The following is a 15605-nucleotide window of genomic DNA, read 5'->3' on the forward strand; positions in this document are numbered from 1 at the left end:
GAACCTGCTGCTGGCGCCGCACGGCTTCGCCGGGCTGCGCCGCGCCGGGATGCTCAGCCCCGACGGCCGCTGCAAGACCTTCGACGAGCGGGCGGACGGCTACGGACGCGGCGAGGGCGTGGTCCTGCTGGCGCTCAAGCTGCTCGACCGCGCGCTCGCGGACGGGGACCCGGTGCACGCCGTCCTGATCGGCTCGGCGGAGAACCACGGCGGGCACACCCACTCGCTGACGGTGCCCAACCCGCAGGCGCAGCGCGAGGTCGTGCTGGCCGCGCACCGCGCCGCCGGGATCTCGCCGGACACCGTCGGCTACATCGAGGCGCACGGCACCGGGACTCCGCTCGGCGACCCGATCGAGGTCGACGCGCTCAAGGAGGCGTTCACCCGCCTCTACGAGGACTGGGGGATCCCGGTCGTCCCGGGCCGGACCGGCGTCGGATCGGTCAAGACCAACATCGGTCACCTGGAGGCCGCGGCGGGCGTCGCGGGCATCGTGAAGGTCATGCTGGCGATGCGTCACCGCACGCTCCCCGGCCTCGTGGACCTTCGGACGCCCAACCCGATGCTCGACTTCGCGGACAGCCCGCTGCGGATCCAGTCCGCGGCGCAGGCGTGGGAAACACCCGACGGCGCGCCGGCCCGAGCCGGCGTCAGCTCGTTCGGCATGGGAGGCAGCAACGTGCACGTGGTAATGGAAGAGGCGGGGGAACGTTGATGGGTGGCACCACCGAGGACCGAGCCGCTCGGCTGATCGTGCTGTCGGCCGACGGCCGCGAGCAGCTCGACCGCTACCGGGCCGAGCTGGCGGCCTGGCTGGACGCCCACCCGGCTGCCTCCCTGGACCGGATCGCGTACACCCTGGGGACCGGCCGCGAGCAGCTGCGGGAGCGGCTCGCCGTGGTCGTCACCGGGGTCGCCGAGCTGGCCGCCCGGCTGCGGGACGGCGAGGGCGTGCACACCGGGACGGCCGCGCCCGGCGCCGCCGACGGCCCGGTGACCGTCGACGACCCGGCCGCGGCGGCCCTGCGCTGGACCACGGGCGGGACGCTGGAGTGGCCCCGCCCGGCGGGCCGCCGGCCGGCCCGGCTCTCGCTGCCGCAGCCGCCCCGGGCGACCCGCGGCTTCTGGATCGACCCGCCTGCGGCGTTGGCCGGGGCCGTCCCCGAACGACTGCTGACCGGCGGCGAGTTCTACCTGCGCGACCACGCCCTGGGCACGGTCCGGATCCTGCCCGCCGTCGCGGCGCTGGAGTTCGCGGTGGACGCCGCCGCCGAGCGCGGGCACGGCCGGGCCACCGGCATCGTGAACGTGCTCTGGGCCCGCCCCGTGCTGGTCCGGGACGAGCCGGTGCGGGTGCGCCTGCACCTCGAACCGGCCGCCGACGGCGGGGTCGCCTACGAGCTGCGGCGGGTCGACGGCACGGCCGACGGCGTGCTCTGCTCGACCGGCACCCTGCGCTTCGACGAGGCCGCGCCGGCGCCCCGGATCGACCTGGAGGTCATCCGCGCCCGCCTGCCCAGGACGTCCACGGCCGAGGACTGCTACGCGGTGTTCGCCGCGCTCGGCGGCGGCTACGGGCCGAGCCTCCAGGGCCTGGAGTCGGTGCGGCACACCCCGGGCGAGGCGCTGGCCCGGGTGGCCGTCCCGGCGGCCGCCGACGAGCCGTTCGACCGCTTCACCCTGCACCCGTCGCTGCTCGACGCCATGCTCCAGGCCTGCCTGTGGACCGACCAGGACCCGTCGGCCCCCCGGGCGCGCGAGCTGCCCTTCGCCCTGGACGGCGTCGACATCTTCGGGCCGCTGCCCGAGCGGGGCCACGTGCACGCCGTGGCGACCCCGGCCGGCCACGACGTGGTGCTCGCCGACGACGACGGCCGGGTGTCCGTGCGGCTGCGCGCCGTGGTCACCCGGGCCCTGGACGGCGCCGCCGCGCCGGACGGCCCGGCCGCCGCCCACCTGCTCGTCCAGCGGTGGCAGGACGCCCCCGCCGGAGCGGACGCCGCCCGGCCGACCCGGGTGCGGCTGCTCGGCGAGGGCGAGCTGCCCGGCGCCGAGCGGACCACCGAGGACGCCGTCCTGGCGGGCGACGAGGACCTGCTCGTCGTCCGCACCACCGACGGCGACCCGCTGCCCGGACTGCTGCGGCTGTTCCGCTCCTGGGCGGCGCGGCCGACCGGGCGCCCGGTCCGGGTGCTCCAGGTCCTGCGGCCGACCGGCGGCGCCGACGACGCGCGGGTGCACGCCCTGGACGGCTTCGCCCGCGCGCTCGCCAACGAGCACCCGGAGTTCCGGGTCGCGGCCGTCGAGGCGGACGACCTCGCCGCCGCCGTCGCGGCCGAGGCCGGTGCCGCGCACGAGTTCCGCGTCCGGTACACCGCCGGGCGCCGACAGGTGCTCCGCTGGGAGCCGGTCGCCCCGGCCGCCGCCCCGATCGCCCCGCGCGGCACCGTGCTGGTGACCGGTGGCGCGGGCGCCCTGGGCCGCCACCTCATCGCCCACCTGGGCGCGGGCGCCCGCTACGTGCTGACCGGCCGTTCGGCGGAGGCCGACCTCTCCGCTCTGCGCGCCGCCGGGCTCGACGTCCACTACCTGCGGGCCGACCTGGGCGCTCCCGGTGCGGCCGCGGAGCTCGTCGGGCGGGTGCACGCGGACTTCGGCCCGATCCACGGAGTGCTGCACCTCGCCGGGACCACCCGGGACGCGCTGCTGGCGCGCAAGTCCGACGAGCAGTTCGCGGACGTGCTCGGGCCCAAGGTCGCGGGCACCCTCGAACTCGACCGGGCCACCGCGGGCGACCCGCTGGAGTTCTTCGTCTGCTTCTCCTCGATGTCCGGCGCCGCCGGCAGCCCCGGACAGACCGACTACGCCTACGCCAACCGCTTCCTGGACGCCTTCGCGGCCTGGCGCCGGGCGAGCGACCGGCCCGGGCGCAGCCTCTCCGTGCTCTGGTCGCTCTGGGCGGACGGCGGGATCCGCGTCGACGCCGACGAGGCCACCGCGGCCCGGATGGCCCGTCAGGTCGGGCTGGTGGCGATGCCGACCGCCGCGGCGCTGGAGGCGTTCGACCGCGCGCTGGGCCACGACGGGGACCACGTGATGGTCGCGCACGGCCATTTGGCGCGGCTGCGGGAGGTCCTCGACGCACCGGCCCCGGCCCTGCCGTCGGTGGCGGCGCCCGCGGCCTCCGCCGCGTCCGCCGAGTCCGCCGCGTCCGCGCCGGACGGGCGGTCGCCGGAGGTGACCGGCGCCGTCGAGGAGTTCCTGCGCGGCGTGCTGGCCGAGGTGTTCGACTTCCCGCCGGAGGAGATCGACGCGGACACCGCGTTCGAGCAGTTCGGTATCGACTCGCTGCTGATCATGGATCTGACCCGGCGGCTGGAGGACCACTTCGGGTCGCTGCCGAAGACCCTGTTCTTCGAGTACCAGAACCTGCGGGCGCTCGCGGGCTGGTTCGCCGGGCAGTACGGCGACCGGTTCGCCCCGCGGGCGGCGGCGCCCGCGCCGGAGGCCGCCCCGGTGCCCGAGGCCGTGCCGGTGGTCGAGGCCGCCCCCGCCCCCGCCCCCGCCCCCGTCGCCGCCGCGTCCGCGCCGGCCGCCCCCGCCGGCCCGATGCCCATCGCCATCGTGGGCGTGGCCGCGCGGTTCGCCGAGTCGGACACCCCGGAGGAGTTCTGGGCCAACCTGCGGGCGGGCCGGGACCTCGTCACCGAGATCCCCGCGGACCGCTGGGACTGGCGCGACTACGACCAGGCCACCCCCGCCGACCAGGCTGCCCGGTACAGCCGCTGGGGCAGCTTCCTGCGCGGCATCGACCGCTTCGACCCGCTGTTCTTCGGCATCTCGCCCCGCGAGGCCGAGATCATCGACCCCCAGGACCGGCTGTTCCTCCAGGCCGCCTGGCACGCCATGGAGAACGCCGGCCGCACCCGCGAGGACCTGCGCTCCCGCCGCGTCGGTGTCTACGTCGGCGCGATGTACGGGCTGTACCAGCTGCACGAGGCCGAGGACGGCCGGATCGGCGCCTCCTCGCACGCGTCGATCGCCAACCGCGTCTCGTACACCCTGGGCCTGACCGGCCCGAGCCTCGGCGTGGACACCATGTGCTCGTCCTCGCTGACGGCCATCCACCTGGCGGTGCGGGACCTGCGAGCCGGTGACACCGAGTTCGCCGTCGCGGGCGGCGTCAACCTCCACGTGCACCCGTACAAGTACCGCTTCCTCGGCCAGGGCGGCTTCACCTCGAGCGACGGTCGGTGCCGCAGCTTCGGCGCGGACGGCGACGGCTACGTGCCCGGTGAGGGCGTGGGCGCCGTGCTGCTGCGCCCGCTCGCTGACGCCGTCCGGGACGGCGACCACATCCACGGCGTCATCCTGGGCTCCAGCGTCAACCACGGCGGCCGGACCAACGGCTTCACCGTGCCCAATCCGGTCATGCAGGGCGGGCTGGTCAGCCAGGCGCTGGCCGAGGCCGGGGTGGACCCCGACTCGCTCGGCTACCTGGAGGCCCACGGCACCGGCACCGCGCTCGGCGACCCGGTGGAGATCCGCGGCCTCGCCCTGGCCCTGGGCGGCTCCGACCGGGCGCCGGGCAGCCTGCCGATCGGCTCGGTCAAGTCCAACATCGGGCACCTGGAGTCCGCCTCCGGCATGGCCGGACTCAGCAAGGTGCTGCTGCAGATGCAGCACGGCGAGCTGGTGCCCTCGCTCCACGCGGACCCGCCGAACCCGAACATCGACTTCGACTCGACCCCGCTGCGGGTGCAGCGCGAGCTCGCCCCCTGGCCCCGGCAGGACGGCCGGCCCCGCCGGGCGGGCATCAGCTCCTTCGGCGCGGGCGGTGCCAACGCCCACCTGGTCGTCGAGGAGTACGTCGCCGACCCGTCGGCCGCGCGGCCGTCGGCCGGCCAGGCCGGCCCCTGGCTGTTCCCGCTGTCGGCCCGGGCGCCGGAGCGCCTGCCCGTGCTGGCCGCGCAGCTCGCGGACGCCGTGGAGCGGGGGCGGTACGACCTCGCGGACGTGGCGTTCACCCTGCAGGCCGGGCGCGAGGAGTGGGCGGACCGGATGGTCGTGCTCGCCGCCACCGCCGAGGAACTGGTGGCCGGGCTGCGCGGGGACGCGCTGTCCGGCGTCTGGAACGGCAGCGCGCGCGGCCGGGCTTCGGCCCGGGCCGCGGCGCCCGCCGGCGACGACCCCGCCGAGCTCGCCGCGGCCTGGGTCGCCGGCGCCAGGATCACCTGGCCCCGGGGCAGCGGGCGGCGCGTGCCGTTGCCCGGCTACCCGTTCGAGGAGCTGCGCTGCTGGCTGACCGACACCATCTGGTCGCCGCCCGCCCGCACGGCGGTGTCGGGCCCCGTCCACCCGCTGCTGGACGGGGTCGACCCGGCCGACAGCCTCGACGGTCTGACCCACCGGGCCGTCTTCGGCCCCGAGCACCCGCTCATCGACGGGCACCGCGTCGGCGAGATCCGGCTGCTGCCCGCCGCGGCCATCCTGGAGATGGCCCGCGCGGCCGCCGAGGCGGCCGGCCTCGCGCAGCCCGTCCGGCTCGACGGCGTCCGGTGGCTGCGGCCGTTCACGGTGGCCGGCGCCGAGCGCACGGCCCGTCTGCGGCTGCGCCGCGGACGCGTCGGCCTGGAGTTCGAACTCCTCGGCGACGCCGACGAGTTGCTCGCCGAAGGACGGCTCGCCCAGCTGGCCGAACTGCGGCCCAGGGCCGTCCCGGTCGAGGCCCTGAAGGCCCGGCTGACCCGGCTCCACCAGGGCGCGGACCTCTACGCCGACCTCGCGGCCGCCGGGCTGCTCTACGGCCCCGCCCTGCGGACCGTCGAGTGGATCGCGTCGGGCGAGGGCGAGGCCCTGGTGCGCCTGCGCGTCCCCGCGGAGGCCGCCCGGTTCGCCGGCTGCGCCCTGCACCCCTCGGTGGTGGACGGCGCGCTGCACGCGTTCGCCGTCCTGCGCGACCGCACGGCCGGCTCCGCCATGGTGCCGTTCGCCCTCACGGCCGCCGAGGTGTTCGCCCCGGTGTCGGAGCTCGGGTACGCCCATGTGCGGGCCGTCGGCGCCGACCGCTACGACCTGACCCTGACCGACGACACCGGTGAGGTCCGGGTCCGGCTGCGGGACCTGTCGCTGCGGCCCGCCGGGGGCGCCGCGCCCACCGCCGCCCCGCAGGCGCCCGCGCCGCAGGCCGCCCCGGTGCCCGCGCCGGACGCCGCACCGGTGTCGCCCGACGAGCTGATGTTCGTCCCGCGCTGGGCACCGGTGGCCGAGCCGGGCCAGGCCCCCGCCGGGGGCACCACCTGGCTGGTCCGCGGCCCGGAGCACGCCGCGCTCGCCGCGGCCCTGCGGGCGGGCCTGGCCGGTACGGTCACCGAGCTGGACCCGAGGCAGGTCCGGGACGCCGGCGGCCGGCCCGACCACGTCGTCCTGCTCGCCCCCGCGGGCGGGCGCACCGACGACGTCGAGGCGCTCGAAACCGCCCAGGACCGGGGTGTCCTGACGCTCTTCCGGCTCGCCAAGGTGCTGCAGCGGCTCGGCTCCCCGATCCGGATCACCGTCGTCACCGAGGACGCGCTCACCACGGGCGACGAGCCGGTCCGCGACCCGTACGCGGCGAGCCTGCACGGGCTCGCCCTGTCACTGGCCCAGGAGCACCCGCGCTGGCGAGTGGCCGTCGTCGACCGGTCGTCCGCCGACGCGCCGACCGCCGACCTGCTCCGGGTGCCGGCCGGCGGCCCGTACGCGCTGCGCGGCGGCGTGTTCCACCGCCGCCGGCTCGTCGCCGCCGCGCCCACGCCCCCGCAGGAGCGGATCCGCCGCGACGGCGTCTACCTGGTCCTCGGCGGCGCCGGGGGCATCGGACTCGAACTGGCCGACTGGCTCGTCCGGCGCCACCGGGCGAAGGTCGTGCTGCTCGGCCGCAGCGAGCTGGACGCCGGGCGCCGCGCCCGGCTGCGCGCCATCGACCCCGGCGGCGAGCTGGTCTCCTACGAGCGGGCCGACGCGACGGACCCGCGGGCCCTGCGCGAGGCGGTCGCCCGCACCCGCGCCCGGCACGGCGCCCTGCACGGCGTCTTCCACGCGACCATCGTGCTGCGCGACCAGACCGTCGCCACCATGACGGAGGACACCTTCCAGGACGTCCTCGCCGCCAAGACCCGCACCTCGGTCGCCCTGCACGCGGCGCTCGCCGACGCGTCCGACCTGGACTTCGTCCTCTTCTTCTCCTCGGCGGTGGCGCTCTCCGGCAGCGCCGGGCAGGGGAACTACGCGGCCGGCTCGACCTTCGAGGACGCCTTCGCCCACCACCTCGACGGGGTGCTGCGGGCCAGCGTCGCAGTCATCAACTGGGGCTACTGGGGGACGGTCGGCATCGTCGCGGACGAGCGCCACCGGGCCCGCCTGGCGGCCACCGGCATCCACTCGATCACCCCGGAGGAAGGGATGGCGGCCGTGCACAGCGTGCTGGGACGCCCGGACCGACAGGTCGTCGTCGTCAAGGCCGACGCCTCCGCGCTGGCCGCGGTCGGCGTCGAGCAGGAGACCGCCGCGCCCGGCACCCCGGCCGACGACGTGTCGCTGGTGCCGTCCCTCGCGGCGCTCCGGCCGGTCGAGCGGTTGCTCACCGAGGACGACGACGCCCGCCTGGACGAGATCATGCTCGGCTGGCTGTGGACCCTGTTCCGCCAGGAGGGCGTCTTCCTGACCGAGGCCGAGCGGTGGACCCCCGAGGCGCTCACCGAGCGGCTGGGCGTCGTACCCGCGCACGGCCGGCTCTTCGCCGAGCTCCTGCGCCAGCTCACCGAGGCCGGCTTCCTGCGCGACAGTGGCGGGCGGCTCGCCCCCACCGGGCGCCCGGTGGGCGCCGACCCGGAGGGCGACCTGGTCGAGCTGTGCGAGCAGAAGACGGCGCTGAACCGCTTCGACCGGCTGCTCAGGCCCTGCATGCACAACCTCTTCGGCGTCATGCGCGGCACCGTCCGCGCGACCGACGTGATGTTCCCGGGCGGCTCGACCGCGCTCGTCGAGGGCGCCTACCGGGGCAGCCCGGTCGTCGACCGGGCCAACGAGCTCGTGGTCGGGGCCGTCCGCGACCAGTTGGACGGGCACCGCGGCCGGCTGACGGTCGTCGAGATCGGGGCGGGCACCGGCGGCACCACCGCCAGCGTCCTGCCCGCGCTGTCCGCCTCCGGCGTCGACGTGAGCTACGTCTACACCGACATCTCCCGGGCCTTCCTGCAGCACGGCCGGCAGCGGTTCGCCGCCGAGCACCCGTACGTCCGCTTCGAGCAGCTCGACATCTCGCGCGACCCGGTCGCGCAGGGCTTCCAGCCCGGCAGCGTCGACCTGGTCGTCGCCGCCAACGTGCTGCACGCCACGACCGACCTGCTCGCCACCCTGCGCGCCGTCAACCTGCTGCTCAGGCCGGGCGGCCGCCTGGTGCTCAACGAGGCCAGCAGCAACGTCATGACCGCGACCCTCACCTTCGGGCTGCTGGACGGCTGGTGGCTCCACCAGGACGCCGAACTGCGGCTGCCCGGCTCGCCGTTGCTCTCCGCCCCCGGCTGGCGCCGGGCCCTCGCGCTGGCCGGCTTCGCCCGCAGCCGGGCCCTGCCCGCCGACGAGGGGCTGAGCCAGCACGTGGTCGTCGCCGAGACGGCGGCGGAGGGTGCGCCGCGGGCCACCGCGCCGGCGGTCACCGCCGCCCCGGCCCCCGTGACCGCGACCGCCGGCCCGGGCACCCCGGCCGACGGGGACGCCGACGCGCTGACCGAGGCGGCCCGGGAGTACGTCAAGGACGCCTTCGTCGAGATCCTCCAGGTCCCGCGCGAGCGGCTCTGGCTCGACGAGACCTACGAGAACTTCGGCGTCGACTCGCTGACCGTGCCCCGGATCGCGGACCTGCTGGCCGAGCGGACCGGCGAACTGCCCGCGACCCTGCTGTTCGAGTACCCGACGATCCGCGAGGTCGCCGACTACCTGGTGGAGCGCCACCCCGCCGCCGTCCGCGCGCTGCTCCCCGAGCAGCCCGCCCCTGCCGCCGCCCCCGCCGTGGTGGCGGCGTCCCGGCCGCAGGCCGCGCCGCGCCCGGAGGCGGACCACCGCATCGCGATCATCGGCGTCGCGGGCCGCTACCCGCTCGCCGACGACACCGAGGCGTACTGGGAGAACCTGCGGGCCGGCCGCGACTGCGTGCGCGAGGTGCCGTCGGAGCGCTGGGACCACCGCACGCTGACCTCGGCCGACGGCCGGCCGGTCAGCCGCTGGGGCGGATTCCTCGACGGCATCGACGAGTTCGACCCGCGCTTCTTCCAGATGTCGCTGCGCGAGGCCGAGCTGACCGACCCGCAGGAGCGGCTGTTCCTGCAGACCTCCTGGCACGCCCTGGAGGACGCCGGCTACCCGCGCACCCGGCTGCGCGGCAGCCGGGTGGGCGTCTACGTGGGCGTCATGTACGGCCACTACCAGCTGTTCGAGGACGAGCGCGGCCTCGCGGGCGGCATGGGGTACTCCTCCATCGCCAACCGGGTCTCCTACGTCCTCGACCTGCACGGCCCCAGCCTGGCCGTCGACACCATGTGTTCCTCCTCGCTGACCGCCATCCACCTCGCCTGCGAGGCCCTGGTGGCCGGCCGGGCGGACTACGCGCTCGCCGGCGGCGTCAACCTCGCCCCGCACCCGCGCAAGTACCGCCAGCTCGCGGTAGGCGGCTTCACCGGCGACAGCGGACGGTGCCGCAGCTTCGCGGCCGACGGCGACGGCATGGTGCCCGGCGAGGGCGTCGGCGCCGTCCTGCTCAAGCCGCTGGCCGCGGCGGAGCGCGACGGCGACCGGATCCTCGGCGTCATCCTGGCCAGCGCCCTCAACCACGGCGGCAAGACCGGCGGGTTCGCCGTGCCCAGCCCCGCCGCCCAGGCCGAGGTCGTCGCCGAGACGCTGCGCGAGGCCGGCGTCGAACCGGGCAGCGTCTCGTACGTGGAGGCGCACGGTACCGGGACGGCGCTCGGCGACCCGGCCGAAGTGGCCGGGCTGGTCCGCGCCTTCGGCGACCTGCCGGCCGGCTCGATCGCCCTCGGTTCGGTGAAGTCCAACCTCGGGCACCTGGAGTCGGCGGCGGGCATCGCCGCGCTCACCAAGGTCCTGCTGCAGCTGAGGGCCCGTGAACTGGCGCCCTCCCTGCACGCGGACCGGCTCAACCCGGCCGTCGACTGGAACCGGGTGCCGTTCCGGGTCCAGCGCGACCTCGCGCCGTGGACCGGCCCCGGGCCGCTGCGCGCGGGCGTCAGCGCCTTCGGCGCGGGCGGCTCCAACGCCCACCTCGTGGTGGAGGAGTACCGGCAGGACGCACCGGTCGCCGCCCCGGCGGGCCCGGCCGTCCTCCCGCTCTCGGCCCGGGACGAGGAGGGTCTGCGCCGGGTCGCCGAGCGGACGCTGGCCTGGCTGCGCGCCGCGCGCCCGGCCGTCGACGTGGCGGACCTCGCGGCCGCGGCGGGCGTGCCCGTCACGGCGGTGGACGAGCCGCTCGACGAGCTCGGCCTCGACCCGGCCACCATCGTGCGGCTGATCGGTCGCACCGACGCGGTGCGCCCGGGGGCCGTGCACGGCGGGACGACGCTGCGCGAGCTGGCCACCCGGTCGGCCGGCGCCGGAGCCGGGGTCGACCTCGGCCGGCTGGCGTACACCCTCCAGGTCGGGCGGGAGGCCCAGGCGCACCGCCTCGCCGTCGTCGCCTCCTCGGCGGAGGCGTTCGCGGACGCGCTGGCGGGCTTCCTCGCCGGGCGCCCGGGCGGGTACACCGGCGTCGCGACCGCGGAGCCCGGCCCCGCCACCGTGCCGTCCGCCGACGCCGAGGACACCGCGCGCCGCTGGGCCGCCGGCGAGGCGTTCGACTGGGCGGGCGCCCACCAGGGCGCGGTCCGGCCGCTGTCGCTGCCGGGGTACCCGTTCGCGCGGACCCGCTGCTGGATCGACGCGGTCGCCCCGACCGCCCCCGCCGCCCCGGCCTCCGCCGCTCCGACCGCCCGGACGGCCGTGGCGGACGGCACCCGTGTGCTGGCCGCGGTGCTGCGCCTGCTGGGCGACGTCAGCGGCTACCCGGTGGCCGACCTCGACCCGGCCGGCTCCTTCCACGACCACGGCCTGGACTCGCTGAGCCTGGTCCGGCTGGCCGGCGAGGTCTCCGAGGCCTTCGCGGTGCCGGTCGGCCCGGACCAGCTGCTGGCCACCCCCACCCCGAAGGAACTCGCCGCCTGGCTGGCGCGCGAGTACCCGGACGCCCTCCCCGAGGCGGACCGGCCCGCCCCGGCGGAGGCCCCGGCCGCCCCGGCCGCCCCGGCCGTCGCGGTCGAGGCGCCGGTCGCGGTCACCCCGGCCGAGGACGACCCGGTGGTGATCGTGGGCATGGCCGGGACCCTGCCCGGGTCCGCCGACCTGGACGCCTTCTGGGCCAACCTGCAGCGCGGCGGCGACCTCTTCGAGAAGGTGCCCGAGGACCGCTGGGACGCCCGCGCCCACCACGGCGACCCGGCGCTGCACCCCGACCGGACCCGGATCACCCGGGCCGGCTTCATGCCGGACATCGACCGGTTCGACCCGCTGTTCTTCGGCATCTCCCCGCGCGAGGCCCGTTGGATGGACCCCCGCCAGCGCCTGCTGCTGCGCACCGTGTGGACGGCCCTGGAGGACGCCGGCATCGACCCGACCTCCCTCGCCGGCACCGACACCGGCCTGTTCGTCGGCGTCGGTTCCTCCGAGTACGCCGAGCTGGTCCAGCGCTCCGGCACCGCCACCGACGCCTACGCGTCGACCGGCCTGACCCCGTCCATGCTGGCCAACCGGGTCTCCTACCACCTCGACCTGCGCGGCCCCAGCGAGCCCGTGGACACCGCCTGCTCCAGCTCGCTGGTCGCCCTGCACCGCGCGGCCGAGGCCCTGTACCTCGGGCACTGCGACACCGTCATCGCGGGCGGCGTCAGCCTGATGCTGTCGCCGGTGACCTTCGCCTCCCTCGAACGGGCCGGGATGCTCAGCCCGGACGGCGTCGGCCGGGCCTTCGACGACGACGCCGCCGGCTACGTGCGCGGCGAGGGCGTCGGAGCCGTCGTGCTCAAGCGGCTCAGCCGGGCCCGCGCCGACGGCAACCCCGTCCTCGCGGTGCTGCGCGGCACCGCCGTCAACCACGGCGGGCGGTCCAACTCGTTGACGGCGCCCAACCCGCGCGCCCAGGCCGAGGTCATCGTCAAGGCGCACCGCGCCGCCGGCGTCGATCCGGCGACCGTCGGCTACATCGAGACGCACGGCACCGGGACGGTCATCGGCGACCCCGCCGAGACCAACGGACTGCGCCAGGCCTTCGCGGAGCTCTACCGCGACTGGGGCCACCCGGCGCCCTCGGCGCCGCACTGCGCCCTCGGCGCGCTCAAGAACACCATCGGGCACCTCGAACCGGCCGCCGGCATCGCCGCCGTCCTGCGGGTGCTGCTGTCGATGCGGCACGGCCGGATCACCGGCGACCCGCACGGGCCGCGGCCCAACCCCCACCTGGCGCTCGCCGGGACCCCGTTCGAGGTCGCCGCGGCCGGCCGCGACTGGCTGCCGTCGGCCCCCGACGTGCCGCGCCGCGCGGGCGTGAGCTCGTTCGGCTACGGCGGGGTCAACGCCCACGTCGTCCTGGAGGAGTACCGCGCCGACGACGAGCCGGCCGCGACCACCGCCCCGGTCGTCCTCACCTTCTCCGCGCGCGACGGGGAGCGGCTGCGCGCCCACGCGCAGGCGTTCCTGGACAGGCCGGAGAGCTGGACGCCGGACCTCGCCGCGACCGCGCACACCCTGCAGAGCGGCCGCGCCCTGCACGCCGAACGCCTGGCGTTCGTCACCGGTTCGGCCGACCACGCGCTCGCCACCCTGCGGCGGTTCCTCGCCGGGGACACCGCGGGCCTGCACCTCGGCCGCGTCGAGCGGGGCACCGACCCCGAGCCCTTCGACGGCCACGGTGACGACGAGGCGGCGGCCGCCGCCTGGGTGCGCGGCGCGACCGTCGACTGGGCCGCCCGGCGGACCGGGGCACCGGCGCTGCGCTCCCTGCCCGGCTACCCCTTCGCCGCCGAGCGGCACTGGTTCACCGACGGCGCCCCGGCGCCGGTGGCCGAACCGGCCGCGCCGGTCAGCCTGTTCGCGGCGGAGTGGGCGGCCGAGCCCGTGCCGCCGGCCGTGCCGCGCACCGACCGGGTGCTGGTCTTCGGTGACCTGCCGGTCCCCGGCGCCGTGCACGTCCGGGCCGGCACCAGGTATGCCGAGGACGGCGACACCGTCACGATCCGACCCGCCGAGCCCGAGGACTACGCCCGGCTGCTGGCCGTCCCCGCCGACCGCATCGTGCACCAGTGGCCGCTGCTCACCCCGGACCGCGCGGACCTCGGCACCGAGTCGGTGTTCCTGCTCGCCCGCGCGCTGATGGCCTCCCGGGCCCCGGCGCGGCTCCAGGTCCTGGTGCCCGAGGGCGCCATGGCGGAGGCGTGGGGCGGCTTCGAGGCCTCGCTGCGGGCCGCCCTGCCCGGCATGGCCGTCTGCGTGGTGCGGGTGGCCGGCCGGGTCGGCCAGGCCGCGCTGCTCGCCGAGGTCGCGGCCGAGCGCCTCTCCGGAGCCGCCGTCCGCCTCTCGGAGACCGGCCGGGTGGTCCGGCTGCTGACCGAGATCGCCCCGCGGCCCGCGCAGCCGTCCCCGCTGCGCCCGGGCGGCGTCCACCTGGTCACCGGCGGCACCGGCGGGCTCGGCCTGCTGCTCGCCCGCACCCTGCTGGCCCGCGGGGCCAAGGTGGCCCTCACCGGCCGGTCGCCGGAGGCGGACCGGGCCGCGGAGCTCGCCGAGCTGCGCACGCTCGGCGAGGTGCGGTACTTCCGGGCCGCGGTCGAGGACCGGGCCGCCATGGCGGCGGTCGTCGCCGCCGTCAGGGAGCAGTGGGGCGGGCTGAACGGCGTCTTCCACCTGGCCGCCACCGCCTCCCGCACGCCGCTGCCCGGCAAGGACGTCGCGGAGTTCCGCACGCACCTGCGGGCGCGCTTCGAGGGCACCAGGGTGCTCGACGAGGTGACCGCGGGCGAGTCGCTGGACCTCTTCGTGCTGTACTCCTCGCTCGCGGGCCAGCTCGGTGACTACGGCCTGGTCGACTACGCGGTGGGCGCCCGCTTCCTGGACGGCTTCGCCGAGGAGCGCGAGGCGCTGCGCACGGCGGGCGGCCGCAGCGGGCGCACCGTCTCGATCGACTGGCCGATGTGGCGCGACGGCGGCATGCACGTGGACCCGGAGGACGAGAGCCGCTACCTCGCCGCCACCGGCTTCCGCTACCTGGAGGCCGAGGAGGGCGAGCGGCTGCTCGACGTGGTGCTGCGCCTGGGCCGGCCCCAGGTGGCCGTGCTGCCGGGGGAGCCGGAGCGGATGCGCGAGCAGGTCGCGTCGATGCGGACCCGCGAGGTCCTGCGCCCGGCCGAGCCGGTCGCGGCGCCGACCGTGGTGCCGGTCGTCGAGCCGGCCGTGGTGCCGGCCGCCGTACCGGTGGTCCGGTCGGTGGGGGTCGACGCCGCGGGTGAACTGGCGGACCGGCTCCGGGAGATGATCGCGGAGAACCTGGGCCTGGCGCCGGCGGCGCTCGACCCGCAGGCCGGTTTCGGCGAGTACGGGCTGGACTCCTTCGGTCTCCAGTCGCTGTCCGCCGCGATCGAGGAGCGCTACGGCGTGTCGGTTCCGACCACGACGCTGTTCGGTGCGAACACCATCGGCAAGCTCGCCCGGCACCTCGCCGAGGAGTACCCGGGACTGGGCCGGCCCGCCGCGCCCGTGGCGCCCGCCGCACCGGTCGCGCCCGCGGCGCCCGCCGCACCCGCAGCGGTCCCGGCCGCCGCGGCACCGCGCCCGGAGGCCGTCGCCTCCGCGGTGCGGGAGGCGGCACCGGCCGAGGACGACGCGATCGCCGTCATCGGCATGGCCGGCCGGTTCCCGGGCTCGGCCGACCTGGACGGGTTCTGGCACCACCTCGCGGACGGACGGGACCTCGTGACCGAGACCCCCGCCGACCGCTGGGACTGGCGGGAGGTGTCCCGGCGCTTCGGCGGCACCGCCCGGTGGGGCGGCTTCCTCGACGACGTCGACCGCTTCGACGCGCGGTTCTTCAAGATCTCGCCGGCCGAGGCCGAGGTGATCGACCCCCAGCACCGGCTGTTCCTGGAACACACCTGGGCGGCGCTGGAGGACGCCGGCTGCCGGGCGGACCGGCTCGCCGGGCGCCGGGTGTGCGTCTTCGCGGGCGTGCAGTTCAACGACTACGAGGCGATGGTGATGGGCGGCGGGCAGGTCAACGCCCACGCCGGCACCGGGCTGGCGCGGACGATGCTGGCCAACCGCATCTCGTACCTGCTGGACCTGCGCGGCCCGAGCGAGAGCATCGACACCGCCTGCTCCAGCTCGCTGGTGGCGCTGCACCGCGCCGTCCGCGCCCTGCGGTCCGGGGAGAGCGACCTGGCCATCGCCGGCGGGGTGAGCCTGGTGCTCTCGCCGCAGACCGTGGTCGCGGGCAACCAGCTCGGCGTGCTCTCGCCGGACGGCCGGTGCAA

General features: G+C 77.0%; 2 protein-coding genes (both only partly in view). Both read left to right on the forward strand.

The genetic code is table 11. The annotated features are described in order from the left end of the window. Positions 1-715, forward strand: partial view of an amino acid adenylation domain-containing protein gene (locus ACZ51D_RS33850; protein WP_465664396.1) — the 3' portion only. Its footprint begins 4013 nt before the window's first position; only the last 715 of its 4728 coding nucleotides appear in the window; its start codon lies off the left edge, out of view; it ends in the stop codon at positions 713-715. Next, positions 715-15605: the 5' portion of an SDR family NAD(P)-dependent oxidoreductase gene (locus ACZ51D_RS33855; protein ID WP_465664397.1), read on the forward strand. It continues 4576 nt past the right edge of the window; only the first 14891 of its 19467 coding nucleotides appear in the window; the start codon lies at positions 715-717; its stop codon lies off the right edge, out of view. Before ACZ51D_RS33850 ends, ACZ51D_RS33855 begins: the two co-directional genes overlap by 1 nt.

Source organism: Kitasatospora sp. NPDC033851 (genome assembly GCF_055576085.1).